General features: G+C 72.7%; 25 protein-coding genes and 1 pseudogene. 13 read left to right on the top strand and 13 right to left on the bottom strand.

The window, feature by feature from the left end; all coding sequences use genetic code 11:
- Window positions 1–68: 68 nt before the first annotated feature.
- From OHS17_RS22290 to sigE, 3 genes are all read right to left on the bottom strand, one after another.
- Entirely contained in the window at window positions 69–1,724 is a 1,656-nt protein-coding gene (locus tag OHS17_RS22290; RefSeq protein ID WP_330313590.1) for a S1C family serine protease, read from the bottom strand.
- Between the two features lie 123 nt (window positions 1,725–1,847).
- Window positions 1,848–2,834, bottom strand: coding sequence for a zf-HC2 domain-containing protein (locus OHS17_RS22285; RefSeq protein WP_330313589.1), 987 nt, complete (start codon window positions 2,832–2,834; stop codon window positions 1,848–1,850).
- Window positions 2,831–3,598, bottom strand: coding sequence for an RNA polymerase sigma factor SigE (gene sigE, locus OHS17_RS22280; RefSeq protein ID WP_198956988.1), 768 nt, complete (start codon window positions 3,596–3,598; stop codon window positions 2,831–2,833). The genes OHS17_RS22285 and sigE overlap by 4 nt, the downstream gene beginning before the upstream one ends.
- Window positions 3,599–3,775: 177 nt before the next feature.
- Between sigE and OHS17_RS22275 the strand changes: the two genes are divergently transcribed.
- Window positions 3,776–4,441, top strand: coding sequence for an O-methyltransferase (locus OHS17_RS22275; RefSeq protein ID WP_018105486.1), 666 nt, complete (start codon window positions 3,776–3,778; stop codon window positions 4,439–4,441).
- Between the two features lie 126 nt (window positions 4,442–4,567).
- Here OHS17_RS22275 and OHS17_RS22270 read toward each other — a convergent pair whose 3' ends face one another.
- A complete protein-coding gene (locus OHS17_RS22270) occupies window positions 4,568–4,735 on the bottom strand; it encodes a DUF3117 domain-containing protein (protein ID WP_018105485.1) in 168 nt (55 codons plus the stop codon).
- Window positions 4,736–5,050: 315 nt separating this feature from the next.
- Here OHS17_RS22270 and OHS17_RS22265 point away from each other — a divergent pair, with 315 nt between their 5' ends.
- Window positions 5,051–5,863 carry an enoyl-CoA hydratase/isomerase family protein gene (locus tag OHS17_RS22265; RefSeq protein ID WP_330313588.1) on the top strand — a complete coding sequence of 271 codons (813 nt, stop codon included), beginning with the start codon at window positions 5,051–5,053 and terminating at the stop codon, window positions 5,861–5,863.
- Between the two features lie 7 nt (window positions 5,864–5,870).
- On the opposite strand, the gene OHS17_RS22260 is transcribed toward OHS17_RS22265, so the two are convergent.
- Window positions 5,871–6,458, bottom strand: a complete 588-nt coding sequence (locus OHS17_RS22260) for a DNA-3-methyladenine glycosylase I (RefSeq protein WP_018105483.1) — start codon at window positions 6,456–6,458, stop codon at window positions 5,871–5,873.
- Window positions 6,455–6,826, bottom strand: coding sequence for a DivIVA domain-containing protein (locus tag OHS17_RS22255; protein WP_330313587.1), 372 nt, complete (start codon window positions 6,824–6,826; stop codon window positions 6,455–6,457). Before OHS17_RS22255 ends, OHS17_RS22260 begins: the two co-directional genes overlap by 4 nt.
- A 132-nt stretch (window positions 6,827–6,958) precedes the next feature.
- On the opposite strand from OHS17_RS22255, the gene folP reads away from it, so the two are divergent.
- The gene (gene folP, locus OHS17_RS22250; protein ID WP_198957013.1) at window positions 6,959–7,819 is read left to right on the top strand and encodes a dihydropteroate synthase; all 861 of its coding nucleotides are present in this window, start codon (window positions 6,959–6,961) and stop codon (window positions 7,817–7,819) included.
- A gap of 133 nt (window positions 7,820–7,952) precedes the next feature.
- On the opposite strand, the gene OHS17_RS22245 is transcribed toward folP, so the two are convergent.
- Both OHS17_RS22245 and dapE read right to left on the bottom strand, forming a co-directional pair.
- A complete protein-coding gene (locus OHS17_RS22245) occupies window positions 7,953–8,738 on the bottom strand; it encodes a TIGR00730 family Rossman fold protein (protein ID WP_018105480.1) in 786 nt (261 codons plus the stop codon).
- A 110-nt stretch (window positions 8,739–8,848) separates the two neighbouring features.
- Window positions 8,849–9,928 carry a succinyl-diaminopimelate desuccinylase gene (gene dapE / locus OHS17_RS22240; protein ID WP_330313586.1) on the bottom strand — a complete coding sequence of 360 codons (1,080 nt, stop codon included), beginning with the start codon at window positions 9,926–9,928 and terminating at the stop codon, window positions 8,849–8,851.
- A gap of 36 nt (window positions 9,929–9,964) precedes the next feature.
- Between dapE and OHS17_RS22235 the strand changes: the two genes are divergently transcribed.
- Window positions 9,965–10,888, top strand: coding sequence for a hypothetical protein (locus OHS17_RS22235; RefSeq protein ID WP_443053370.1), 924 nt, complete (start codon window positions 9,965–9,967; stop codon window positions 10,886–10,888).
- Between the two features lie 314 nt (window positions 10,889–11,202).
- Complete coding sequence (locus OHS17_RS22230; protein WP_161212881.1) at window positions 11,203–11,634, top strand: ATP-binding protein; 432 nt, start codon at window positions 11,203–11,205, stop codon at window positions 11,632–11,634.
- Window positions 11,635–11,700: 66 nt separating this feature from the next.
- Here OHS17_RS22230 and OHS17_RS22225 read toward each other — a convergent pair whose 3' ends face one another.
- Both OHS17_RS22225 and fdxA read right to left on the bottom strand, forming a co-directional pair.
- Entirely contained in the window at window positions 11,701–12,795 is a 1,095-nt protein-coding gene (locus OHS17_RS22225; protein WP_018105476.1) for a bifunctional succinyldiaminopimelate transaminase/glutamate-prephenate aminotransferase, read from the bottom strand.
- Window positions 12,796–12,912: 117 nt separating this feature from the next.
- Window positions 12,913–13,233 carry a ferredoxin gene (fdxA, locus tag OHS17_RS22220; RefSeq protein ID WP_018105475.1) on the bottom strand — a complete coding sequence of 107 codons (321 nt, stop codon included), beginning with the start codon at window positions 13,231–13,233 and terminating at the stop codon, window positions 12,913–12,915.
- A 117-nt stretch (window positions 13,234–13,350) separates the two neighbouring features.
- On the opposite strand from fdxA, the gene OHS17_RS22215 reads away from it, so the two are divergent.
- From OHS17_RS22215 to thrS, 5 genes and pseudogenes are all read left to right on the top strand, one after another.
- A complete protein-coding gene (locus OHS17_RS22215; RefSeq protein WP_330313585.1) occupies window positions 13,351–14,349 on the top strand; it encodes a GNAT family N-acetyltransferase in 999 nt (332 codons plus the stop codon).
- Window positions 14,350–14,352: 3 nt separating this feature from the next.
- On the top strand, window positions 14,353–15,192 hold the full coding sequence (locus OHS17_RS22210) for a transglutaminase-like domain-containing protein (RefSeq protein ID WP_330313584.1): 840 nt from the start codon (window positions 14,353–14,355) through the stop codon (window positions 15,190–15,192).
- Between the two features lie 231 nt (window positions 15,193–15,423).
- Window positions 15,424–16,155, top strand: a complete 732-nt coding sequence (locus OHS17_RS22205; RefSeq protein WP_330313583.1) for a hypothetical protein — start codon at window positions 15,424–15,426, stop codon at window positions 16,153–16,155.
- A 121-nt stretch (window positions 16,156–16,276) separates the two neighbouring features.
- Window positions 16,277–16,984 (top strand): class F sortase, encoded by a 708-nt coding sequence (locus tag OHS17_RS22200; RefSeq protein WP_018105471.1) that lies wholly within the window; start codon window positions 16,277–16,279, stop codon window positions 16,982–16,984.
- 209 nt (window positions 16,985–17,193) lie between these two features.
- A pseudogene (thrS, locus tag OHS17_RS22195) lies at window positions 17,194–18,426 on the top strand (threonine--tRNA ligase); the annotation flags it as partial.
- 16 nt (window positions 18,427–18,442) lie between these two features.
- On the opposite strand, the gene OHS17_RS22190 reads toward thrS, so the two are convergent.
- The gene (locus tag OHS17_RS22190) at window positions 18,443–19,678 is read right to left on the bottom strand and encodes an MFS transporter (RefSeq protein WP_383168939.1); all 1,236 of its coding nucleotides are present in this window, start codon (window positions 19,676–19,678) and stop codon (window positions 18,443–18,445) included.
- A 96-nt stretch (window positions 19,679–19,774) separates the two neighbouring features.
- On the opposite strand from OHS17_RS22190, the gene OHS17_RS22185 reads away from it, so the two are divergent.
- Window positions 19,775–20,353, top strand: a complete 579-nt coding sequence (locus OHS17_RS22185) for a sugar O-acetyltransferase (RefSeq protein ID WP_330313581.1) — start codon at window positions 19,775–19,777, stop codon at window positions 20,351–20,353.
- Window positions 20,354–20,367: 14 nt separating this feature from the next.
- On the top strand, window positions 20,368–20,910 hold the full coding sequence (locus OHS17_RS22180; RefSeq protein ID WP_018520906.1) for a TetR/AcrR family transcriptional regulator: 543 nt from the start codon (window positions 20,368–20,370) through the stop codon (window positions 20,908–20,910).
- A gap of 60 nt (window positions 20,911–20,970) precedes the next feature.
- Here the strand turns inward: OHS17_RS22180 and OHS17_RS22175 are convergent, their stop codons facing one another.
- A complete protein-coding gene (locus OHS17_RS22175) occupies window positions 20,971–21,603 on the bottom strand; it encodes a class I SAM-dependent DNA methyltransferase (protein ID WP_330313580.1) in 633 nt (210 codons plus the stop codon).
- Between the two features lie 298 nt (window positions 21,604–21,901).
- On the opposite strand from OHS17_RS22175, the gene OHS17_RS22170 reads away from it, so the two are divergent.
- Window positions 21,902–23,716 (top strand): coagulation factor 5/8 type domain-containing protein, encoded by a 1,815-nt coding sequence (locus tag OHS17_RS22170; protein ID WP_330313579.1) that lies wholly within the window; start codon window positions 21,902–21,904, stop codon window positions 23,714–23,716.
- A gap of 87 nt (window positions 23,717–23,803) precedes the next feature.
- Here the strand turns inward: OHS17_RS22170 and OHS17_RS22165 are convergent, their stop codons facing one another.
- The gene (locus OHS17_RS22165; protein ID WP_330313578.1) at window positions 23,804–24,376 is read right to left on the bottom strand and encodes a TetR/AcrR family transcriptional regulator; all 573 of its coding nucleotides are present in this window, start codon (window positions 24,374–24,376) and stop codon (window positions 23,804–23,806) included.
- Window positions 24,377–24,447: the final 71 nt, after the last annotated feature.

Genomic DNA, 24,447 nt, shown 5'->3' with positions numbered 1-24,447 from the left:
TCGGATGAGGTCCGGACATCGAACACGGTACCCGGCCCATCTGTCCGGACGGTAGCTTCCCGTGGCGGTCACGTGCCGGTTGCCGAGCCCAGCGTCAAAGTTATGGACAGGTCTTTACCACCGCGGGTCACGGTCAGTTCGAGATCGTCCCCGGGCCGGTGAGAGCGGATCTTGACGATGAGCTCCTCACCGCTGTGCACCCGCTTCCCGTCGACCTCGGTGATGACGTCGTCCGCCTCGATACCGGCCTTGTCCGCCGGACCGCCCGCCGTGACCGGCGAGGACCCCCGCGTGCTCCCGCCGACCTTGGCGCCGTCACCGGTGTACTTCATGTCGAGGGTGACGCCGATCACCGGGTGGGTCGCCTTGCCGGTGTTGATCAGCTGCTCGGCGACGAGCTTGCCCTGGTTGATCGGGATGGCGAAGCCGAGGCCGATGGACCCGGCCTGCCCGCCCTCGCCGGCCGAGCCGCTGTCGGCGGCGCGGATGGCGCTGTTGATGCCGATGACATGGGCGTCGGTGTCCACCAGCGGGCCGCCGGAGTTGCCCGGGTTGATCGGGGCGTCGGTCTGGAGCGCGTTGACGTAGCTGACGTCGCTGCCGTCGCCCTTCTCGCCGCCCGCGGTGATCGGGCGGTCCTTGGCGCTGATGATCCCGGAGGTGACGGTGTTGGACAGGTCGAACGGCGCGCCGATGGCCACGACCGGGTCGCCCACCTGGACGTTGTCGGAGTTGCCCAGCGGGAGCGGCTTCAGCCCGGAGACGCCGCTGACCTTCACGACGGCCAGGTCGTAGCCGCTGTCCTTGCCGACGACCTCGGCGGTCGCGATCTCGCCCCCGCTGAAGGTGACGGTGATCTCACCGGACGAACCGGCGGGGGCGACCACGTGGTTGTTGGTGAGGATGTGGCCCCGGTCGTCGAGGACGAAGCCGGTGCCGGTGCCGGACTCGGTGGCTCCGGTGACGTGCAGGGTGACCACGCTGGGCAGGGCGCTGGCCGCGATACCGGCCACGCTGTCGGGGGCCCGGCCGCCGCCGTCCCGCTCGTCCTGGGGCAGCTCGACGCTGGTGAGCCCGCCGTTGCGTTCTATGTACGCGCCTATGCCGCCGCCGATGCCGCCCGCGACCAGGGCGAGGAGCAGCGCGCCGATCAGCATCGCGCCGCGCCGGTTCTTCCGCCGGCCGTCCGGGAGCGGGGGACCCGGCTGGGTCACGAGCGGCTGCCGGGGCGCACCCCAGGGGTCGTAGCTCTGCCACTGCGGGGCGGGCGGGTGCGGGTCCTGCGGGGCGGGCGGGGGTGCGACGGAGATCCCCGCGCCGTTCGTCCCCGCGTACGGCGGGGGTACGGGGGTGCCGTGCGCGGGCGTCGGCCGCTGTACGGGAGGGGCGGGCGCCCACGGGCCCGGGCCGCCGTAGGGCGGGGTGCCGTACGGGTCCGGCTCGTGCAGCGGCTGCGCGGGGGTCTCGCCGGGGGCGTCGTGGGGCGCGTCCCGGGGCGCGTCGGGCACCGCGGGTGCCTCGGGGGCGGGGGCGTGGTGGGCCTCGGGTGCCCCGGGCGTCGCCGGGGGCACGCTCACCGTGGGCGCCTCAGCGGACACGGGCGCCTCAGCCGACCCGGCCGACTGGGCAGGCGCGGGCTCCGGGACCTCGTCGGTCGTGGCCGGCCCCGGCGTGGGCCGGCTCCACCACTTCGCCCTGGGCTCGGTCGGCTTCCCGTCGTCCATGTTCTCCCCGCAACTGCCGCAACCGGCCCTCCGCACGCCCCCGAGGGGGCGTCCCTCCCGAAAATCCTGCCGGAATTCAACCAGGTTTGGGCCGGGGCCGCGCATCCCGTACGGGGTGCGGGATCAGCGACGGGGCGAGAGTGGCAGTCCGTGGTCGGCGGACGCCGGTTTCGCGGCGGCGGAGGTGGGCGGCACGGAGGGCTGCGGGGCGGGGGCGGGCTGGACCGGGTCGAGCCCGCCCCCGCCCAGGGTGCGGCCCAGCAGCGAGCCGGCCCCGCCGGGGCGTATCGCGGACATGCCGGAGCGCAGGCTCAGCCCGTACGGACTGCCGGAGAGGCGGCCGGTGCCCAGCAGCGTCGGAGCGGCGAACCCGGCCGACACGGTGTTCACCGCGAGGGGGACCGAGCGGTCCGCCTGGCCGGACATGGCGCGCATGCCCTGCCCCGTCCCGTTCCGCCGGGCGGCGAGGAGGGGGGCGCCGGTCCGGGCGTCGCCGCCCGCCGGGGTCACGCTGTTGCCCGAGCCGGAGGCGCGGGTCGGCGTCTCGCCGGTGGTCGTCGGGAGTGCGCCGCCGAGCGCGATGGCGGCCAGCGAGACGGCGCTGGCGGCGGCGAAGGCGAACCTCCGGCCCCGCCACGGCGAGCGGTCGCCCTCGCGCCCCACCTCGTGGATGCGGAAGCCCGTCCCGGCCGGGGGCAGCGCGGTGGCCCCGCCGTGGGCGGCGGGGAGGTAGCCGAAGCCGTCCAGGGGGCCGGGGGCGGTGGTGAGGTCCGCCCGGCCGCCCGGCGGGCGCGTGCCCGGGAGGAGTCCGTCACCGAACCGCCCGGAGGCGCCCTCGGGTCTTCCCTGCCAGTCGTCGTCACCCCCGGGCGGTCCGCCCGGAAGCCCTTGGAGGCGGGCCAGGAAGCCTTCGGAGGGCGAGGGCGGGGCGGCCTGCGCGAACACGTTCTTCAGGCGGCGCTGGGCGGCCGCCTCGGCCGCGCACCTGGCGCAGGTCGCGAGATGGGCGAGCACCCGGTCGCGGGCATCGTGTTTCAGCTCGCCGTCGACGAGCGCGGCGAGGCGGTCCCCCAGGTGTTGTTCCGCAGGGGTCGGATCCGTTTGGCTCACGCCGTGCCGCCCTCCCCGGTCAGAAGGGCACCGGCGCCCGCGAGGGAGCGCTGCTCGGCGCGCGCCTCGGGCGAGCGGTGGCGCAGCGCCTTGCGCAGGTGGGAGCGCCCGCGGTGGATACGGCTGCGCACCGTGCCCAGCTTCACGCCGAGCGTCGCCGCGATCTCCTCGTACGAAAGGCCCTCGATGTCACACAGGACGACGGCGGCCCGGAATTCGGGCGCGAGGGTGTCCAGCGCCTGCTGGACGTCCGCGTCGAAGTGGGTGTCGTTGAAGACCTGCTGGGGCGAGGGCTCACGGCTGGGCAGCCGCTCGGCGGCGTCGTCCCCGAGGGAGTCGAAGCGGATGCGCTGCTTGCGGCGGACCATGTCCAGGAAGAGGTTGGTCGTGATGCGGTGCAGCCAGCCCTCGAAGGTGCCGGGCGTGTAGGTCGACAGCGAACGGAAGACGCGGACGAAGACCTCCTGCGTGAGGTCTTCCGCGTCGTGCTGGTTTCCCGTCAGCCGGTAGGCGAGGCGGTAGACGCGGCCGCTGTGCGTGCTGACGATCTCTTCCCATGTGGGCGGGGTCCACGCCTGGGATTCCGCATCGGAGGCGAAGGTCGCGGTCGGTGCGGAGTCTTTGGAAGAACGGTCAGCAATGTCGGTCACGGATTTCGGCTCACCCGCCGACCTGAGAAAGCGCCGCAGCACTCCTCCCCGATCCACAGGCGCAGCCGCACCTCCCCTATCGGCTCTGGTGGTGTCCAGTGGAGCCCCTACCATAACCACCTCGCCCGTTAGCTCCGGATAAGCCTTTTTCCAGCTGGGGCCGGGGAAATCCCCGGAAGCTGACCCGTGCCACGGACCCGACCGGCGGGCCTCGTCACCGGGCTTCTCCCCACCTTTGGACAACGCCCGGTCCCATCTGCGGGTTCCCGGGTCCAGCGGATACAGTCACCGTTGCGCCAACTAAGGGGACAGGAGAGGGTCATTACCGCCAACCGGCAGACGAGCTGGGCGTTCGCCGACGCCTTTGTCGCCGAGGACGAAGCACTGCGCTGGGCCCGGGACCGGGCCCGCGAGGCAGGGCTCCGCTCGGTCTCGCCAGGCACCGGGGCCGCCCTGCGCCTGCTCGCTGCCACCACGGACGCCAAGGCCGTCGCGGAAATCGGTACCGGCACCGGCGTGTCCGGCATCTACCTGCTGCACGGAATGCGGCCGGACGGGGTGCTGACCACGGTCGATCCGGAGCCCGAGCGCCAGCAGTTCGCCCGGGAGGCGTTCCGGGCGGCGGGCTTCGCGGCCAACCGGTCCCGCTTCATCCCCGGTCGCGCCCTCGATGTGCTCCCCCGGCTCGCGGACGGCGGCTACGACCTCGTGTTCTGCGACGGCGACCGGATGGAGAGCCTCGACTGCCTCGCTGAATCGTTGCGCCTGCTGCGACCTGGGGGTCTTGTCTGCTTCGAGGGCGTCTTCGCGGACGGCCGTACGGTCGACTCGGCCGCCCAGCCGGCGGAGGTGCTGCGCGTACGGGAGCTGCTGCGGGCGGTCCGCGAGAGCCAGGAGCTGATGGCGACGCTGCTGCCGGTGGGCGACGGGCTGCTCTGCGCGGTCCGGCGCGGCTGAGGCGCACGCGCGACCACCCCGCCGTACGAGCGGCTGCCCCGCCGTACGAGGTGTCCCGGCTCCGGACGCACCACTGCCCCGGCACGGAATCCGTGCCGGGGCAGTGGTGAAGTTATGAGCGTCTGCTCAGCCGACGACCTGCTTGAGGGCGTCGCCGAGGGCATCTGCCTCGTCCGGCGTCAGCTCCACGACAAGCCGACCGCCGCCTTCGAGCGGAACTCGCATGACGATGCCCCGCCCCTCCTTTGTCACCTCGAGCGGGCCGTCGCCCGTCCGCGGCTTCATGGCCGCCATGCTCGTTCCCCTTCCTGAAACCAGCTCATCGCAACCGGCGGCCCCATGACAGGCGCTGCCTCACCGGCATCGAACACAATGCTTCCACGCCATTATCCCGCATCACTGACCCCGATGACCAACATCGCTCTGCATCTCTTGGGCAACGCGCTCACTCAAAACCACCCAATTCGGGGACCTCACTGGGATACTCCGGCCCCTCGAGCCCCTCCACGGCGCGGAAATGTTTGACGCAGGTCACATGTCCGCCTTCGGCGAAGTCGGACATGCTTGCCTGGACACGCAGGTCAACGACACGCAAAGGGGACTCCTCTCATGGCCGATCACGACGACGTGGTGCGCTACGACATCAGCGACGGGCTCGCGACGATCACGATCAACCGCCCGGACGCGATGAACGCCATGAACACCGCGGCGAAGGTCGCTCTCCGTGACACGCTGCGGTCCGCCGCCGCCGACACCGGCGTCCGGGCGGTGCTGCTCACGGCGGCCGGGGAGCGCGCCTTCTGCGTCGGGCAGGACCTCAAGGAGCACCTGGCCAAGCTGGCCGAGACCGAGGCGGCGGGCGAGGGCAACGCTCTGAGCACCGTGCAGGAGCACTACAACCCCATCGTGCGGGCGCTGACCGAGATGCCGAAGCCGGTCGTGGCCGGGATCAACGGCGCGGCCGCGGGGGCGGGCTTCGGTTTCGCGCTGGCCTGCGACTACCGGGTGGCCGCCGACACGGCCTCCTTCAACACCTCGTTCGCCGGGGTCGCCCTCACCGCCGACTCGGGCGTGTCCTGGACGCTGCCCCGGCTCATCGGCCAGAGCCGCGCCGCCGACCTGCTGCTCTTCCCGCGCTCGATCTCCGCGCGGGACGCCCATGAGCTGGGCATCGTCAACAGGCTGGTGCCCGCCGCCGAGCTGGCCGCCGAGGCGGCCGCGGTGGCCCGCGCGCTGGCCGACGGGCCGACCGTCGCCTACGCGGCGCTCAAGGAGTCGCTCGCCTTCGGCGCGGGTCACAGCCTGGCCGAGGCCCTGGAGAAGGAGGACGAGCTCCAGACCAGGGCGGGGGTGTCCGAGGACCACGGGATCGCGGTGCGGGCGTTCCTCGCGAAGGAGAGGCCGAAGTATCTCGGGCGGTAGGCGGGGCCTACGCGGGGGTGGGGCGGGAGACGCAGTCGGCGAGGTGGTCGTCCACCAGGCCGCACGCCTGCATCAGGGCGTAGGCCGTGGTCGGTCCGATGAACCGCAGCCCCCGCTTCTTCAGCTCCTTGGCCAGGGCCGTGGACTCGGGGGTGACCGCCGGCACGTCCCCGAGGGTCTTCGGGGCCGGGCGGCTCAGCGGGTCGGGGGCGTACGACCAGATCAGCTCGTCCAGCTCACCGGTGCCCCAGCCGGCCAGCACCCGGGCGTTGGCCATGGTCGCGTCGACCTTCGCGCGGTTGCGGATGATCCCCTCGTCGGCGAGCAGCCGCTCCCGGTCCGCCTCGGTGAACTCGGCGACCGCCGGGATGCTGAAGCCGGCGAACGCGCTGCGGAAGCCCTCGCGGCGGCGCAGGATCGTCAGCCAGGACAGACCCGACTGGAACGCCTCCAGGCACAGCCGCTCGAACAGGGCGTCGTCGCCGTGGACCGGGCGGCCCCATTCCGTGTCGTGGTACCAGAGGTAGTCCTCGGTGGACAGGCCCCAGGGGCAGCGCAGTCCGCCGTCCGCCGCCGCCACGGCTCCGCCGGTCATCGGCCGGGCTCCTCGTCGTCGCGGGGCTGGTCGTGCCCCTCCTTGAACAGGTCGGGGCCGCCCGTCCTGGTCGCCTGTGCACCGGCGAGGGCGGACTCCAGCTCCGCGATCCGTGCGTCCCGCTCGGCGAGTTCGGCGCCGAGCCGGCCCAGCGCGTCGTCCACCTCGGCCATCCGGTAGCCCCGGAGGCCGACGGGGAGCCGCAGCGCCTCGACGTCCGCCCGGCCGACCGGGCGCGAGGCGGGCAGCGGGTCCGTCAGCTGCTCGGGCGCCACGTCCTGCAGGACGGCGCTCCTGCCTCCACCGACCACCGCGAGGGTGACCGCGGCAACCACCACCACCATCGCCAGCAGCAAGAACCAGAACACGCGTATCTCCCCGGGAGCGGAATTCGTCCGGGTCCGATCGTGCCATGCGGCACTGACAGTTAGTGTCGGCTGTTGGCCTCGGCGAATGATGCGGGGCCGGATTCACAGGAAGGGACACGGATGGCAAGCGGTGTGCTCCGGCTGGGGCGGCGTGAATTCGGGGCGCACGAGCAGGTGATCATGGCGATCGTGAACCGCACCCCGGACTCCTTCTACGACCGGGGCGCCACCTTCCGGGACGAACCGGCGCTCGCCCGGGTGGAGCGGGCCGTGGCCGACGGCGCGGCGATCATCGACATCGGCGGCGTCAAGGCCGGGCCCGGTGACGAGGTCACCGCCGAGGAGGAGGCCCGCCGCACGGTCGGGTTCGTCGCCGAGGTGCGCCGCCGCCACCCGGACGTGGTCATCAGCGTCGACACCTGGCGCCACGAGGTCGGCGAGGCGGTCTGCGAGGCGGGGGCGGACCTGCTGAACGACGCGTGGGGCGGGGTGGACCCGAAGCTCGCGGAGGTCGCGGCGCGGTACGGGGCGGGGCTGGTGTGCACCCACGCGGGCGGGGCGGAGCCCCGGACCCGGCCGCACCGGGTGGGGTACGAGGACGTGATGGCCGACATCCTGCGGGTGACCGTGGGACTGGCCGAGCGGGCCGTCTCGCTGGGCGTCCGGCCCGACGGGATCATGATCGACCCCGGTCACGACTTCGGGAAGAACACCCGGCACTCGCTGGAGGCGACGCGTCGGCTCGGCGAGATGGCCGAGACGGGGTGGCCGGTGCTGGTCTCGCTCTCCAACAAGGACTTCGTGGGCGAGACGCTGGACCGGCCGGTAAAGGAACGGCTCCTCGGAACCCTGGCGACGACGGCGGTGTCCGCGTGGCTGGGGGCGCGGGTGTACCGGGTGCACGAGGTGGCCGAGACGCGGGACGTCCTGGACATGGTGGCGTCCCTCGCGGGCTGGCGGCCCCCGGCGGTCGCACGGCGGGGGCTGGCGTAGGGGTGAGGTTTCCGGGGCTCCGCCCCGGGCCCCGCGCCTCAAACGCCGGCGAGGCTGGAAGTGACCGCGCGGCCAGATCAAGCCCCTCCGGCGATTGAGGAGCGGGGGTACGGGGGCAGCGCCCCCGCAAAGCTCAGCGCCCGACTTCCTTCGTCACCAGCGCCACCGCCTCGTCCACGTCATCCGTGACGTGGAACAGCAACAGGTCCCGCTCCGACGCCTTCCCCTGGGCGACCACCGTGTCGCGGAGCCAGTCCACCAGGCCGCCCCAGTACGCCGTGCCGAAGAGAACGATCGGGAAGCGGGTGACCTTGCCCGTCTGGACCAGGGTCAGGGCCTCGAAGAGTTCGTCCAGGGTGCCCAGACCGCCGGGCAGGACGACGAAGCCCTGCGCGTACTTGACGAACATCGTCTTGCGGACGAAGAAGTAGCGGAAGTTGACGCCGATGTCGACGTGCGGGTTCAGCCCGGACTCGAAGGGCAGCTCGATGCCGAGGCCGACCGAGATGCCGCTCGCCTCGCGCGCGCCCCGGTTCGCCGCCTCCATAGCGCCCGGCCCGCCGCCGGTGATGACCGCGAAGCCCGCGTCGACCAGCGCCCTGCCGATCCGTACACCCGCCTCGTACTCCGGCGCACCGGCGGGCGTACGGGCCGAGCCGAAGACGCTGATGGCGCTCGGCAGTTCGGCGAGCGCGCCGAAGCCCTCGACGAACTCCGACTGGATGCGCATCACCCGCCACGGGTCGGTGTGCACCCACTCGGAGTCGTCCTCGGAATCCAGCAGCCGCTGATCGGTCGTGCCGGGCTGCACCTGGTCCCTGCGGCGCAGTACGGGTCCGAGGCGCTGCTCCTCGGGCCGTACCGCGCCCTCGGGAATCTCCGCACCCTCGGGAATGCGCGCGTCCTCGCGGTCGCCCATGACCTGCTCCCTCCGCCGACGTCGGGGGCGCCCTGCGGCGCCTCCGTCTCCCCGCCAGCGTAGATCGCCACGGGTTACGGACAGGGGAATCCGGGAGGTCAGGTCGTGGGTCAGGCGGTGAGCCAGGAGCGCAGGCGCTCCTCGCAGTGGGTGATGCGCTCAACCTTGACGTGCTCGTCGCGCTTGTGGGCGAGGACGGGGTCGCCGGGTCCGTAGTTGACCGCGGGGACGCCGAGGGGGCCGAAGCGGGCCACGTCCGTCCAGCCGAACTTGGGCCGGGCGACGCCGCCGACCGCGTCCATGAACGCCTTGGCCGCCGGGTGCGAGAGGCCGGGCATCGCCGCGCCGGAGTGGTCGTCCACCGTGAACTCCGCGACGCCGCAGTCCGCGAAGACCTCGCGGACGTGGGCCAGGGCCTCCTCCTGGCCGAGGTCGGGGGCGTAGCGGTAGTTGACGACGACCGTGCAGGCGTCGGGGATGACGTTGTTGGCGACGCCGCCCTCGATGCGTACGGCGTTCAGACCCTCGTGGTACTCCAGGCCGTCGATCACCGGCCGCCGGGGCTCGTACGCGGCGAGGCGGGCGAGGACCGGGGCGGCGGCGTGGATGGCGTTGGACCCCATCCAGCTGCGCGCGGAGTGCGCCCGCTCGCCCGTCAGGTGGAGGAAGACGCGCAGGGTGCCCTGGCAGCCGCCCTCGACCTCGCCGTTCGAACCCTCCAGCAGGATGGCGAAGTCGCCCTTCAGCCACTCCGGGTGGGCGTCGGCGATGCGGCCGAGGCCGTTGAGGTGGGCGGCGACCTCCTCCTGGTCGTAGAAGACGAAGGTGAGGTCCCGGTTGGGCTCCGGCACGGTGGCGGCGATGCGCAGCTGGACCGCGACTCCGGACTTCATGTCTGAGGTGCCGCAGCCCCAGAGGACGCCGTCCGCGTCGAGCCGGGAGGGCACGTTGTCGGCGATCGGCACGGTGTCGATGTGCCCGGCCAGGATCACGCGTTCGGAACGGCCGAGATCCGTCCTGGCCACGACGTTGTTCCCGTACCGCTCGACGCTCAGGTGCGGCAGTGCGCGCAGCGCCGTCTCGATCGCGTCGGCGAGATCCTTCTCGTCCCCGCTGACCGAGGGAAAGTCCACGAGCGCGGCGGTGAGGGCGGGCCCGTCAAGGGTGAGGTCAAGCATGCTTTCGGCCATGGCTACGAGCCTAGTGCCTCGCGTACGGTGACCCCTGTGACCAGGACCGATTCCGCTGCTTCCCGGCGTCCCGGCCGCAGTCGCCGGCTGCGGATCGTGGCGGCCGTCGGTGTGCTCGTGGCGGTGGCCGGTTATCTGACGGTTCAATACGTTTCGGGCGGGCGCGGGTCCGATCAGTGCACGGTGCGGTCGGCGGACGGTACGTACCGGCTCACGCCCGAGCAGGCCGCGAACGCCGCGACGATCTCCGCCGTCGGCACCCGGCGCGGAATGCCGGAGCGCGCGGTCACCATCGCGCTGGCCACGGCGTTGCAGGAGTCCGCGCTGCACAACCTCGACCACGGCGACCGGGACTCGCTCGGGCTGTTCCAGCAGCGGCCCTCGCAGGGCTGGGGCACCGAGCGGCAGATCATGGACCCGGCGTACGCGGCCGGGAAGTTCTACGAGCACCTGGCCAAGGTGCCGGGCTATTCGCGGCTGCCGCTGACCGAGGCCGCGCAGCGCGTCCAGCGCAGCGGCTTCCCGCAGGCGTACGCGAAGCACGAGCCGGACGCGGCGCTGCTGGCCGCCGCGCTGACCGGGCGCACCCCGGCCGCACTGGACTGCGAGCCGCCGCGGACCACTGCCGGGACGGGCGACGCGACGAAGGTGCGGGCGGCCCTGGTGAACGCGTTCGGCAAGGGCGTCCTTCCGGCCGGCACCGCCGCGGCGGGCCCCGCGGCCTCGGGCGCGCTCACGGTCCCGGTGCGGGCGGACCGCCGCGCCGACCGGGACGGCGTACCGCAGCGCGGCTGGGAGCTGGCGCACTGGGCGGTGGCCCAGTCGGAGGCCCTGGGCATCGATCAGGTCGCTTACGGGGGCCGGGTCTGGGCGGCCGGCTCGGGCTGGCGCACGGAGCGCGAGGCGTCGAAGCGCGAGGCGTCCGACACGGACGAGGTACGGCTCCGCCTGGTGAGCTGAGCACGCTCGGGGCCGCCCGCGCACGCGTGCGGGCCGTCGCCCGGACGGGGGTACCGTCGTGCGCCCCCGGCGCCCCCCTGGAGGCCCCTCGGGGGCCGGTCGCGCGCCTCCCGTGAGCCTTGCGGCGCAAGGGAAGTGACGGTTCGCCGGGTGACGGCGGAGCGCACCGTTTGCCCGGGTTCCTCCGCTGAGGATTATCCGACGCATTGCTCAGTCTTTACGTCACCGCACCGCAACCTCACCCGCCCCCACGACGGTTGTCATGGCGTCCGGCTCACGGACAGCCCGAATTCCTCTCCCGTCGAAGGAGCATCATGTCCCTCCCCCTGACCCGTCGGATCGCCCGTACCGCGCTGCTGATCGCGGCGGGTGCGGCCCCCGTGGTCGGTGCGGCCGGTGCCGCGGGTGCCGCGGAGCTCCCGCAGGCCCCGGACCTCGGCGGTCTCACCAGCGTCGAGGGTGCCGGTCTCGGCAAGACGGTCGAAGGCGCCGCCAAGCCGGCCTCGGGTGCGGCGAACGAGACCGGCGGCAAGCTCGTCGGCACCGCGCTGCCGGTGGCGGGCAAGACGCTCACCGACGTCGGCGGCAAGGCCGCCCCCGCCGCGAAGAAGGTCTCCGGCACGACCAAGAGCGCGACCAAGGGCAAGGGCGCGACCAAGGGCACCGACCTCACCGGCTCCCTCACCGACGCGGCCAAGGGCGGTCTGCCCACCGACGCCCTCGGCAAGGGCCTGCCGCTCGGCTGACGCCCGCCCCACGCGTGAGGGCCCCCGGGAGCGCGTGCTTCCGGGGGCCCTCACGTACGCCGGTGGTCAGCCGAGGCGCTTGACCGCCGCCGCCACGCGCTCGTCCGTGGCCGTGAACGCCACGCGGACGAAGCGGTCGCCGGCCGGTCCGTAGAAGTCGCCGGGCGCGACCAGGATGCCCAGCTCGGCCAGGTACGCCACGGTGTCCCAGCAGGGTTCGTCGCGGGTGGCCCAGAGGTAGAGGCTCGCCTCGCTGTGCTCGATGCGGAAGCCGTGGGCCTCCAGGGCCGTGCGCAGGGCGGCGCGCCGGTCGGCGTACCGGGTGCGCTGCTCGGCGACGTGCGTGTCGTCGCCGAGCGCGGCGACGGTCGCGGCCTGGACGGGCGCGGCCGTCATCATCCCGCCGTGCTTGCGGATCTGCAGCAGTTCGCCCAGCACGGCCGCGTCGCCCGCGATGAACGCGGCGCGGTAGCCCGCGAGGTTGGACCGCTTCGAGAGGGAGTGGACGGCGACGACGCCCTCGTACGTACCACCGCACACGTCCGGGTGGAGCACCGAGACCGGCTCCGCCTCCCAGCCGAGCTCCAGGTAGCACTCGTCGCTGAAGACGAGTACGCCGTGCTCGCGCGCCCAGGCGACGATGCGGATCAGCTCGTCCTTGGCGAGGACGCGGCCGGTCGGGTTGGACGGGGAGTTGAGCCAGAGGAGCTTCAGGCCGGCCGGGTCGAGCTCGGTCGGGTCGTCGTAGACCACCGGCTCCGCGCCGCAGAGCCGGGCGCCGACCTCGTACGTCGGGTAGGCGAGGCGCGGGTAGGCGACCTTGTCGCCGGGGCCCAGGCCCAGCTGGGTCGGCAGCCAGGCCACCAGCTCCTTGGAGCCGACGACGGGCAGCACGTTCTCATGGGCGACCGAGACCGCGCCGAGCCGCCGCTCCACCCAGCCGGTGAGCGCGTCGCGCAGCGCGGCGGTCCCCCACACCGTCGGATAGCCGGGGCTGTCCGCGGCCGCGACGAGCGCCTGCCGGATCAGCTCGGGCACCGGGTCGACGGGGGTGCCGACGGACAGGTCCACGATCCCGTCCGGGTGGGCCTCGGCCGTCGACTTGTAGGGCGCCAGCTTGTCCCAGGGGAAGACCGGGAGGCGGGAGGAGACTGCGGACACGGCTCTCTGCTTTCTCGTACGGAGTTCACGCGGGCGGCCCGGCGGGCGCGGGAAACACCGCGGTCCCGCACGGCGGCGAGCCGTACGGGACCGGGCGGCGCACGTGCCGGGGCGCTGTTACTGGTTCTGCGGCGGCAGCGCGGCGATGAACGCGTGGTCGCGCTCGATCAGACCAAGCTTGGAGGCACCACCCGGCGAACCGAGGTCGTCGAAGAACTCGACGTTCGCCTTGTAGTAGTCCTTCCACTCGTCCGGGGTGTCGTCCTCGTAGAAGATCGCTTCCACCGGGCAGACCGGCTCGCAGGCTCCACAGTCGACGCACTCGTCCGGGTGGATGTACAAGGACCGCTGGCCCTCGTAGATGCAGTCGACGGGGCACTCTTCGATGCAGGCCTTGTCCTTGACGTCGACACAAGGCTGCGCGATGACGTAGGTCACGCTGTCGTTCCTCCTCGGTAGGGCGTTGGCTCTCGCGCGGGAGCGCGGCGTCGTCGATGCCCGCACCTAGTATCTCCGTTCGCGGGCACGATCCGAACAGGAGGGGCGGACAGAGCTGTGGAATTCACCATCGGCGGACGGCTTGAGGTCCGAATTGCACCAGCTGACGTGGGCAAACGGGTATCAGTCCGGCGTCTGGGCGGAGACGGTGCCGACGGGGCGAAATTCACCGACACGGTCGGCGTTCTCACATCATGGAACGATGGTGTGCTGTGCGTCACACCCAAGAACGGCGTGTCGGTGCGCATCGCGGAGTCCTCGCTCGTGGCGGGCAAGGTCGTGCCCTCCGCCCCGGCCCGGCGCCGCGGCCCCGCCGCCTCCTTCGCCGAACTCGCCCGGGTGACCGCGCGCGCCTGGCAGCCCGTGGAGAGCGAACCGCTGGGCGACTGGCGGTTGCGCGCCGCCGCCGGATTCACCCGCCGCGCCAACTCGGTGCTGCCGCTCGGCGACCCGGGCGTGCCGCTCGACGCGGCGCTCGGACGCGTCCGCGCGTGGTACGCGGACCGGGGGCTGCCCGCGTACGTACAGACCGCGACCGGTGCCGAGGGCGCGCAGGAGGAACTGTGCGCGGCGCTGGAGGAGCACGGCTGGCGGCGCGAGGTGACGGCGGAGGTGCGGATCGCGGCGCTCGCCCCGGTCGGTGACCTGCCGGCCGAGGTGTCCCGGGTCCGCCTGGAGCGTACGGCCGGTGCGGCCTGGCTCTCCCGCTACCAGCGCGTGGGGACACCGGGTCCCGAGGTGACGGCGGTGCTGCACGGCGGCCCCTCGGTATGGTTCGCGACCGTGCCCGGCGAGGAGGGCGGGGCGCCCGCCGCGATCGGGCGGTGCGTGGTGGACGGGCGGTGGGCCGGTTTCATGGCCGTCGAGGTGGCCCCCGAGCACCGCCGCCGGGGCCTGGCGACCGCCGTGATGACCGCGCTGGCCCGGCAGGCGATGGACGAAGGCGCGTCCGCCGCCTGGCTCCAGGTGGAGGCCGACAACAAGGGCGCCCGCGCGCTGTACGACGGGATGGGCTTCGCGACGCACCACCTCTACCACCACTTCCGGCCGGTGTGACCGGTGGCGGCCGAGGGGAACGACCGCGAGGAGCTGCGCCGCCGGTTCGCGGAGGAGGCCCGGGCCGAGCGGCCCGACCTGGCGCTGCTGTGCCTGCTGGTGGCGGCGGAGGCGGATCCGGAGCTGGACGCGCACGGCATCGACGAGGCCCAGATCGAGCTGGACCGGCTCGCCGGGATGCTCCCGTACGGGCTGCGCGGGGCCCATGACTGGGCGTCGGCGCTGGCCGAACTGCTCGGTGAGCGGTGCGGGTTCGAGGGGGCGGCGGCGGACTACCAGCGGCTGGAGTCGTCCCTGCTGCACGAGGTGCTGCGGCGGCGGCGCGGGCTGCCGATCCTGCTGTCCGTGGTGTGGATCGAGGTCGCCCGGCGGGCGGGCGCCCCGGTGTACGGGGTGGCTCTGCCGGGGCATTTCGTGGTCGGCTTCGGCGACCCGGCCGAGCGGGTGCTCGCCGATCCGTTCGCCGGGGGGCGGCCGCTGACGGACCAGGACGCGGAGCTGATGGTGACGAGCGCGACCGGGGAGCGGTGGGAGCCGTCGTCGCTGGAGCCCGCGCGGCCGCTGGAGGTCGTGCTGCGGGTCCTGAACAACATCCGGGCCTGGGCCGCGGCCCGCCCGGAGCACACGGCCGTGGCGCTCTGGGCGGCCGAGCTGTCGCTGCTGCTGCCCTCGCATCCGGCCAGGCTGCGCTACGAGCACGCCCAGCTGCTGGTGCGCGCGGGCGAGTTCCTGCGCGGGGCGGCCGAGATGGAGGAGTACGCGCAGGTCGTGGAGGAGATCGAGCCCGCCGTGGCGGAGTCGGTGCGCAACAGTGCGCGGGCGGCTCGGGCGCTCCTGAACTGACGGAGCGGGAGGTGTGGCGCCGCGCCCAAACCTCGTGGGGGCGCGGCATGCCGTCCAACGGGTGATTATCCGTGCTGCGCCACTCGATGGGCCCACGCCGTAGCCCCAATGCGGCGCTCTCCGATGGCGCGCTCCCGGGTTCGGACTGACGGTGGATCACGTAGCCACTGCGTCACCAGGAGTCGACACGCCGTCACTCCTCGCAGGGGCGACGAAAGGAAATGTGTACAGATGCGCTCTGCCCGCACGCTGTTCGCTGCGGCCGCCGTCACGGCGGTCCTCACCATCACCTCTCCCTCGGCCTACGCGATGACCGTCGCCGCCGACCAGCAGCACGGCGGCTCGTCCGCCTCCGACCACGAGCACGACAACTCCGACGGCGAGTGGAAGAAGGACAAGCCGCACGGCGGCATGCACACCGGCGGCGGTGCGCTGTCGAAGACCGTCACCAAGGAGTGGAAGCCGGGCGACGAGGGCGGCAAGGACGACGAGGACAAGCCGCACGGCGGCGTCCACACCGGCGGCGGCGCCCTCGCCAACACGCTCGCCAAGGAGTGGCAGCCGGGCGACGAGGGCGGCAAGTACAGCAAGGACGACGAGGACAAGCCGCACGGCGGCGTCCACACCGGCGGCGGCGCCCTCGCCAAGACGGTCGCCGAGGAGTGGCAGCCCGGTGACGAGGGCGGCAAGTACAGCAAGGACGACGAGGACAAGCCGCACGGCGGCGTCCACACCGGCGGCGGCGCCCTCGCCAAGACGGTCGCCGAGGAGTGGCAGCCCGGTGACGAGGGCGGCAAGTACAAGGACGAGGAGAAGCCGCACGGCGGCATGCACACGGGTGGCGGCGCGATGGCGATGACCGGCAGCGGTCTGGCCGCCGGTTCGCTGCTGCTGCTCGGTGGCGCCGGGGTGGCCGCGTACCGGCTCCGCCGCCGTCAGGCGTCCGGCGGTGCGATGGCCTGACCGGCCCCGCGGTCCTCTGTCGTCGCGGTCGCCGTCCCTCCGGGGCCGGCGGCCGCGGCGCCCGCGTTTCCCCGGTCCCCCTCACTCGTACCGCCCCCGTCGGACGAAAGGCACGTTCCCCATGGCCGCCCCGCAGACCACCGAAACCCCCTCCCCCGGGGCCGCGTCCCGCACCGGCTCGCTCGGCCGGGCCCTGTTCTGGCCCCTCGCGACGGCCGGTCTCGGCATGACCCTGATCTACCACTCCATCGGATCCCCGGCCGACGACAAGGCGCCCTCCCCGCCGCCGGCCGCCGCCTCCGCCGCCGCGTCACCGTCGGCCGCGGCCTCGGCGGACGCCACCCCGAGCGAGTCGCCCTCGCTGCCGCGCTCGGTGCCGACGCGGCTGCGCATCCCGGCGATCGCGGTGGACGCGCCGTTCACCCCGCTCTCCATCGGCACTTCGGGACGGCTCGACGCGCCGCCGCCGAACGACAAGAACCTGGTCGGCTGGTTCAAGGACGGTGCGACGCCCGGCGAACGGGGGGCGTCGATCGTGGCGGGCCATGTGGACACCACGACCGGTCCGGCCGTCTTCCTCCAGCTGCGCTTCCTGAAACCCGGGGCGACCGTCGACATCACCCGCGCCGACGGCACGGTGGCCACCTTCGCCGTGGACACCGTGGAGACGTTCAGCAAGGCGGACTTCCCGGACGACAAGGTGTACGCCGACACCCCGGACGCGCAGCTGCGGCTGATCACCTGCGGCGGCAACTACGACCGGAAGGCCAAGGACTACGAGGACAACGTCGTGGTCTTCGCGCACCTGGACTCGGTGAAGAAGGGGTGAGCGGCGGTCTTCCCCCCGCGTACGGGCGGGAAAACCGGGTGCGGGCGGGCGCGGGGCGCTGTTAGCGTCGGAACCATGCAGCGTGCCGCCATGAACACGACGACGCCGGAGAGTGTCCCGGCGCGCTGACTGCTGACCAGCCGACAAGCCCCGGGGCGAGTGCCCCGGGGCTTTCGCGTGGGGTCGCTCGCCTCTTCCCACGCGAGGAGACCGCCATGCACGACCACCGCAAACTCGGCCGCGAGCTCGAACTGTTCGACACCGATCCGCTGATCGGCGCGGGACTCCCCTACTGGCTGCCGGACGGGGCGGAGCTGCGGCACACCCTGGAGGAGTACATCCGGGGCGCCGAGCGGCAGGCGGGCTACCGCCATGTGTACTCACCCGTGCTCGGCAAACGGGAGCTGTACGAGCGCTCGGGGCACTGGGCGCACTACAGCGACGACATGTTCCCGCCGATGGACCTGGGCGAGGGACAGCAGCTGGTGCTGCGGCCCAGCCTGTGCCCGCACCACGCGGTGATCTACCGCTCCCGGGCGCACAGCTACCGCGAACTGCCGCTGCGGATGGCCGAGCTGGGCGGGATGTACCGCGCGGAGCTGTCCGGGGTGCTAGGCGGGCTGACCCGAGTGCGCTCCATCCAGCTGAACGACGCGCACATCTTCTGCACCGTCGAGCAGGTCGCCGACGAGGCGCGCGGGGCGCTGGACATGATCCTGCGGGCGTACGAGGCACTGGGCATCCGCGCGGCCCGCTTCCGGCTCTCGCTGCCGGGGCCGGGCGGCAAGTACGTCGCCGCCCCGGAGCTGTGGCGGCGCTCGACCGCGCTGCTGACCGAGGTGCTGGAGGCGTCGGGGCTGCCGTACGAGGCGGCGGAGGGCGAGGCGGCGTTCTACGGGCCGAAGATCGACGTCCAGGTCGAGGACGCGGCGGGCCGCGAGTTCACCCTGTCCACCGTGCAGGTGGACTTCCACCAGCCGGAGCGCTTCGACCTCCACTACACCGGGGCCGACGGGGCGAAGCACCGCCCGGTCATGGTGCACCGCTCCATCATCGGCAGCGTCGAGCGGGCCGTGGCCCACCTCATCGAGCAGCACGGCGGCGCCTTCCCGGCCTGGCTCGCCCCGCGACAGCTGGCCGTCCTGCCGGTGTCCGACGCCGAACTCCCGGACGCGGAGGCGCTGGCCGGGCGGTGCGCCGGACTGGGGCTGCGCGCGGAGGTCGGCGGCCGGGAGCGCGGCAGCCTGGGCGCCCGCATCCGCGAGGCCAGGCTGGTGCCGTACCAGGTGGTGATCGGCGCGGCGGAGGCGGCCGACGGCCTGGTCGCGCTCCGCCTGCGCGACGGCCGCCGGCTCGCCCCGATGCCGGCCGGGGAGGCGCTGTCCCGGATCGCCGCGCTGACCGCCGCGCACGGCACCGCGCTGTGGGACGAGGAGGCGTAAGGGGGCGGCGTCCGCCTCACGGCGCGACCGGCGCCGCCTCCGTCCCGGCCGCGTCGCTCGCGCGGCCTGGGCCCAGCGCCCCGGCCAGCAGCGCCGCCACGGCCACCAGCGCGAGGACCACGGTCATCGTGAGGCGCAGGCCGATGTGGTCGGCGAGGAAGCCGAGGGCGGGCGGGCCGACCAGGAAGGCGCCGTAGCCCGCCGTGGAGACCGCGGCCACCCGTGCGGCGGCGTCCGTCGGATGGTCGCCCGCGGCGGACACCGTGACCGGGAAGCCGAGCGAGGCGCCGAGCCCCCACAGCACCGTGGCGGCGCCCGCCATCAGGGGGCTCGGGGCGACGATGACCACCGCCAGGCCCAGTGCGGCGGTCAGGCCGCTGATCCGGACGACCAGCGCCCGGCCGAACCGCTCCAGGAAGGGGCCGCCGGCGAGCCGGCCCAGGGTCATGGAGGCGGCGAAGACCAGGAAGGTCAGCGAGCCCGCCGTGGGGCTCACGTCGTACCCGTCGACCATGAGCAGCGGCAGCCAGTCGTTGGCCGCGCCCTCCGCGAAGGCCATCGCCAGCACGATCACGCCGATGAGGACGAGCTGCCGGTCGCGCCATACGTGCAGCTGTCCGCGCAGGCCGCCCTTCCCGGAGTCGGCGGCGGGCGCGTCGTCCTTGCCGGTGCCGGGCGGAATGGCGAGGACCGACCGCGTACCGGCCGCGGCTATCAGCCCCGCGACGAGTGTCAGATGCCAGCCGACGGGGAACGCCGCTGCCGTCAACGCCATGCCGAGGAGCGCCCCGACGACGGTGCCCAGGCTGAAGCAGCCGTGCAGCACCGGCAGGACGGGCCGGCCGATGGCGCTCTCGACGGCGGCGCCCTCGATGTTGAACGCCACCTCGCTCATCCCCATCCCGCCGCCGAACAGGGCCAGTCCCGCGAAGACCACGGGGGCGAGCGAGAGGGCGGTGCCGGCCGCGACGACCAGCATCCCGGCGACGATCAGGGCGACCCCGCCGAGGATCGTCGTCCGGCCCCCGTGGCGCCGCACCAGCGGCCCGGACGCCATGACACCGGCCATGGAACCGGTGGAGAGCCCGAACAGCACCAGGCCCATCGCGCCGGTGGACACGTCGAGCCCGTCCCGGACGGCCGGGGTGCGCGCGACCCAGGAGGCCATGCCGGTACCGGCGGCGAGCATGAAGAGGAACAGTGCGGCACGCCAGCGGCGTGTGGCGGCATCCATACAACGGGGCCTCGTCAGACGATCGGAGAAGGGTGGCGGTGGAAACGCGGCGGCCGGAAAGGTGGCGGGCGCCACGAGCGTACGATCGTACGCCTGGAGTGTACGCTCGTACCCATGACGGACTACTTCGCGGGCGATCCGCGCACGAACCACGAGCGGATGCTCGCCGGAGACCTGTACATCGCGGACGACCCGCAGATCGTCGAGGCCCAGAAGCGGGCCGTGCAGCTGGCCGCCCGCTATCTCGCCGCGTACACCGAAGACCCGGACGCGGCGCAGCCGGTCGTCGCCGAACTCCTCGGCGGGCTGGGCACGGGGGCGCACATCCGGCCGCCGCTGTACGTCGACTACGGCTCGTACATCACGGTCGGCGAGGACACGTTCATCAACTACAACCTCACCGCGCTGGACGTCGCGCCGATCACCATCGGCCGCGACTGCCAGATCGGGCCGAACGTCCAGCTGCTCACGCCGACGCATCCGGTGGAGCCGGAGCCGCGCCGGGACAAGCTGGAGGCGGCGCGGCCCATCACGATCGGCGACAATGTCTGGCTCGGCGGCGGGGCGATCGTGCTGGCCGGGGTGACCATCGGGGACAACAGCGTCATCGGCGCGGGTGCCGTCGTCACCAAGGACATCCCCGCCAACGTGGTCGCCGTGGGCAATCCGGCCCGGGTGATCCGTTCGATCTAGACGAGGGACAGCGCGTGGCGACCGGACAGAACGACCCCGAGCGGCGGGAGCGCATCATCACCGCCGCGCTCGACCTGATCGCGGCCGAGGGGGTCGCCGGGACCTCGCACCGCAAGGTCGCCGCGCGCGCCGGGGTGCCCCTCGGCTCGATGACGTACCACTTCGCCGGTATGGACGAGCTGCTGCGGGAGGCGTTCACCCGCTTCTCCAGCGGAATCGTCGCCGTCTTCGAGGAGCGGCTGGGCGCCGCCACCACGCAGGACGAGGCCCGGGAGGCGGTCGCCGATCTGGTCCACCATCTGTCCGGCGGCAATCAGCGCGAACTGGTCCTCACGCACGAGCTGTACACCCTCGCCGCCCGCAAGCCCGCCTACCGCGAGCTGACCCGCGAGTGGATGCGCCGCAGCCGGGTCGCCCTGGAGTGGCACTTCGACCCGGCGACGGCCCGTCAGCTCGACGCGCTGATCGAGGGCCTTTCCATCCACCGGGCGCTGGAAACCGAACCGCACGACCGCGCCCTGACCGTCGAGGCCATCGCCCGCATCACGCGCGCCTGACGCGCCCCCACAGCCCCTGGCCGGCACCCCACCTGACCAAGGTGCCGGCCAGGTCACCTCTCACGCACCGGCCGCCCGGGCCAGCAGGCACACCTGGGGCCACCTCGTGCCCGGGGTGGTCAGCCGGGCGGTGAGGGTGAACCCGGCCTCCTCCAGTTGTCCGACAACCCGCTCGGTGGACAGCAGGTGGATGGCGTACGCGAATCCACCGGCCCGCTTCTCCGAGGTGTAGGGCTCTCCGTTCCCGGCGTGGAACCCCAGCAGCAGCCGGCCGCCGGGGGCCAGGACGCGGCGGAACTCAGCGAACAGGGCCGGGAGCAGATCCGGCGGCGTGTGCAGGATGGACCACCAGGCGACGATCCCGCCGAGGCCGCCGTCCGGCAGTCCGAGCGCGTCCATCGTTCCGGTCTCGAAGCGCAGATCCGGGTGGCGGTGCCGGGCGATGTCCACCATGCGCGGCGACACGTCCACCCCGTGGACGCTCAGCCCGAGGCCGGCCAGATGGGCCGTCACATGGCCCGGTCCGCAGCCGAGATCGGCCACGGGGAGCCCGCCGTCCGCCCGGACCTCCTCCGCGAACGCGCCGATCAGCGCACGCCCCGGCACGTCCTCGGCGAAGAGGCCGGGGACGCGGGCGGCGTAGTCCTCGGCGACGGTGTCGTAATAGGCGCGGGTCGCGTCGAGTTCGGTCATCCGTACGACCCTACGGGGTGGTCGCGCCGGTGAGGGCCGGGCACCCCGCGCTCCCGGGCGGTCACCACCAGTTCCTGAACACAAGAGCACGCCGAACTGGCCACAGAGCGGGCCAATTGCCGTGCCGCAGACATTATTTGTTGCGCACGGCGCGGTTCGCGCAAGGCTTCCGATGCACACCTCTTGACGTGTCCCGGGTAACAGCGGAACCATCAGCACCCACCGGAGAGCGCTCTCTGAGCGTTTCACCGGACCGTTCGTCGCGTCACCCGCACCAAGACCCAGGAGACGTACGTCCATGCACCTTCCCCCCACGGAAGCCCCCACCACGCCCCCCACATCCCCCTCCACCGCACCCTCCCGCCGCAGGCGCCGGGGCAGGACCTTCGGGTTCGCCGCGTTCGCCGTGTCGCTGCTCATGGCCGTCCCCACGGCGCAGACCGCCTTCGGGCAGGACGCGCAGGCCATCGAGGGCGGCGGCGATCTCGGGCCCAACGTCATGGTGTTCGACCCGTCGACGCCGGACATCCAGGCCAAGGTCGACGAGGTCTTCAAGAAGCAGGAGTCGGCGCAGTTCGGCGACGGCCGCTACGCGCTGATGTTCAAGCCGGGCACGTACGACAACATCAACGCGCAGATCGGCTTCTACACGTCGATCGCCGGTCTCGGGCTGAACCCGGACGACACCACGTTCAACGGTGATGTCACCGTGGACGCGGGCTGGTTCAACGGCAACGCCACGCAGAACTTCTGGCGTTCGGCGGAGAACCTGGCGCTGAACCCGGTCAACGGCACCGACCGCTGGGCCGTGTCCCAGGCCGCTCCGTTCCGCCGGATGCACGTCAAGGGCGGGCTCAACCTCGCGCCCGACGGCTATGGCTGGGCGAGCGGCGGGTACATCGCCGACAGCAAGATCGACGGGCAGGTCGGCCCGTACTCGCAGCAGCAGTGGTACACCCGCGACAGCTCCATCGGCAGCTGGGGCAACGGCGTCTGGAACATGACGTTCTCGGGTGTCGAGGGTGCTCCGGCGCAGAGCTTCCCCGAGCCGCCGTACACCACGCTCGAGAACACCCCGGTCTCCCGAGAGAAGCCGTTCCTCTACCTGGACGGCAACGACTACAAGGTCTTCGTCCCGGCCAAGCGCACCAACGCGCGCGGCGTCTCGTGGGCCAACGGCACCCCGCAGGGCGAGTCCATCCCCCTCGACCAGTTCTACGTGGTGAAGCCGGGCGCGAGCGCGGAGACGATCAACGCGGCGGTGGACCAGGGCCTGCACCTGCTGTTCACGCCGGGGATCTACCACGTCGACCAGACGATCAACATCGATCGCGCCAACACGGTCGTGCTGGGCCTCGGCCTGGCGACGATCATCCCGGACAACGGGGTCACCGCCCTCAAGGTCGGTGACGTGGACGGCGTGAAGCTGGCCGGGCTGCTCATCGACGCCGGCACCACCAACAGCGACACCCTGGTCGAGGTCGGCCCCGAGGGTGCGTCCGCGAGCCACGCGGACAACCCGACCAGCGTCCAGGACGTGTTCGTCCGGGTCGGCGGCGCCGGTGCCGGCAAGGCGACCACGGGCATGGTGATCAACAGCAACGACACGATCATCGACCACACCTGGCTGTGGCGCGCCGACCACGGCGAGGGCATCGGCTGGGAGACCAACCGCTCCGACTACGGCCTCCAGGTCAACGGCGACAACGTCCTGGCCACCGGACTCTTCGTCGAGCACTTCAACAAGTACGACGTCCGCTGGTCCGGCGAGAACGGCAAGACGATCTTCTTCCAGAACGAGAAGGCCTACGACGCGCCGAATCAGGACGCCGTCCAGAACGGTGACGTCAAGGGCTTCGCGGCCTACAAGGTGGACGACTCGGTCAACACGCACGAGGGCTGGGGACTGGGGAGCTACTGCTACTTCAACGTCGACCCGAGCATCCGTCAGGACCACGGCTTCGAGGCCCCGGTCAAGGCCGGCGTGAAGTTCCACGACCTGATCGTCGTCTCCCTCGGCGGCCAGGGCCAGTACAACCACGTCATCAACGACACGGGTTCGCCGACCTCGGGTACGGAGACCGTCCCGTCCCAGGTTGTGTCCTTCCCGTAGACCGCGGGCAGGTACGGGACTCCGGTCGCCGGAGTCCTCCGCGAGGACGCCCGCTCCGTCACTTCCGACGGGGCGGGCGTCGTCGTGTCAGGGGCGGCCGCCCGCCATCAGGGATTCGAGTCCGGCGAGCCCCTCCAGGACGAACGCGCCCAGGCCGCGCACCCCGGTGGTGTCGATCCAGCGCTCGAAGGCGACCTTGAAGACGGCGATCCCCGCCTCGGCCGCCAGGCTCGCCGCCGGTTCGCTGATGCCGCGCGCCCGCAGGGCCTCCCCCATCGCCGAGGCGAGGGACGCGAGCTTGACCAGCTCGCGCTCCTGGAGCTCCGCGTTGGCCGTGATGATCCGCTGCCGCTGCCTGGCCTGCGGATGCCGCTCGTCCAGTACGGCCGCGGCCTCCTGGAGCGCCGCCGCCACCGCGTCGATCGGGGGCGCGGACGGGGGCGCCCCGGCGAGGCCGCCCACCATGCGCTCCTGGAGCAGGGCGGAGCCCGCGAACAGCACCTCGCGCTTGTCCGCGTAGTGCCGGAAGAACGTGCGTTCCGTGAGCCCGGCCCGCTTCGCGATCTCGGTCACGGTCGTCTGCTCGTAACCCCGCTCGGCGTAGAGCTCCATGGCGGCCTGCTCCAGCCTGCCGCGTGCGTTCGGCTCCCATCGACCCATACGGCGAGTCTATTGGATGACAGTCACTGACATCAGGAGTAGGCTGATGGCAGTCGCTGACATCGGGGGTC

It is taken from the genome of Streptomyces sp. NBC_00523 (assembly GCF_036346615.1).
GTDB lineage: Bacteria > Actinomycetota > Actinomycetes > Streptomycetales > Streptomycetaceae > Streptomyces.
Note: the sequence above shows the minus strand (reverse complement) of the source record. Positions and strands in the feature narration are given on the sequence as shown.

Bases quoted from the DNA above. Each gene is read 5' to 3' on its own strand.
- OHS17_RS22290 (WP_330313590.1), bottom strand. From the start codon at position 1,724: ATGGACGACGGGAAGCCGACCGAGCCCAGGGCGAAGTGGTGGAGCCGG.
- sigE (WP_198956988.1), bottom strand. From the start codon at position 3,598: ATGGTAGGGGCTCCACTGGACACCACCAGAGCCGATAGGGGAGGTGCG.
- OHS17_RS22270 (WP_018105485.1), bottom strand. From the start codon at position 4,735: ATGGCGGCCATGAAGCCGCGGACGGGCGACGGCCCGCTCGAGGTGACA.
- OHS17_RS22265 (WP_330313588.1), top strand. From the start codon at position 5,051: ATGGCCGATCACGACGACGTGGTGCGCTACGACATCAGCGACGGGCTC.
- OHS17_RS22260 (WP_018105483.1), bottom strand. From the start codon at position 6,458: ATGACCGGCGGAGCCGTGGCGGCGGCGGACGGCGGACTGCGCTGCCCC.
- OHS17_RS22245 (WP_018105480.1), bottom strand. From the start codon at position 8,738: ATGGGCGACCGCGAGGACGCGCGCATTCCCGAGGGTGCGGAGATTCCC.
- dapE (WP_330313586.1), bottom strand. From the start codon at position 9,928: ATGGCCGAAAGCATGCTTGACCTCACCCTTGACGGGCCCGCCCTCACC.
- OHS17_RS22230 (WP_161212881.1), top strand. From the start codon at position 11,203: ATGTCCCTCCCCCTGACCCGTCGGATCGCCCGTACCGCGCTGCTGATC.
- OHS17_RS22205 (WP_330313583.1), top strand. From the start codon at position 15,424: ATGCGCTCTGCCCGCACGCTGTTCGCTGCGGCCGCCGTCACGGCGGTC.
- OHS17_RS22200 (WP_018105471.1), top strand. From the start codon at position 16,277: ATGGCCGCCCCGCAGACCACCGAAACCCCCTCCCCCGGGGCCGCGTCC.
- OHS17_RS22185 (WP_330313581.1), top strand. From the start codon at position 19,775: ATGACGGACTACTTCGCGGGCGATCCGCGCACGAACCACGAGCGGATG.
- OHS17_RS22175 (WP_330313580.1), bottom strand. From the start codon at position 21,603: ATGACCGAACTCGACGCGACCCGCGCCTATTACGACACCGTCGCCGAG.
- OHS17_RS22170 (WP_330313579.1), top strand. From the start codon at position 21,902: ATGCACCTTCCCCCCACGGAAGCCCCCACCACGCCCCCCACATCCCCC.
- OHS17_RS22165 (WP_330313578.1), bottom strand. From the start codon at position 24,376: ATGGGTCGATGGGAGCCGAACGCACGCGGCAGGCTGGAGCAGGCCGCC.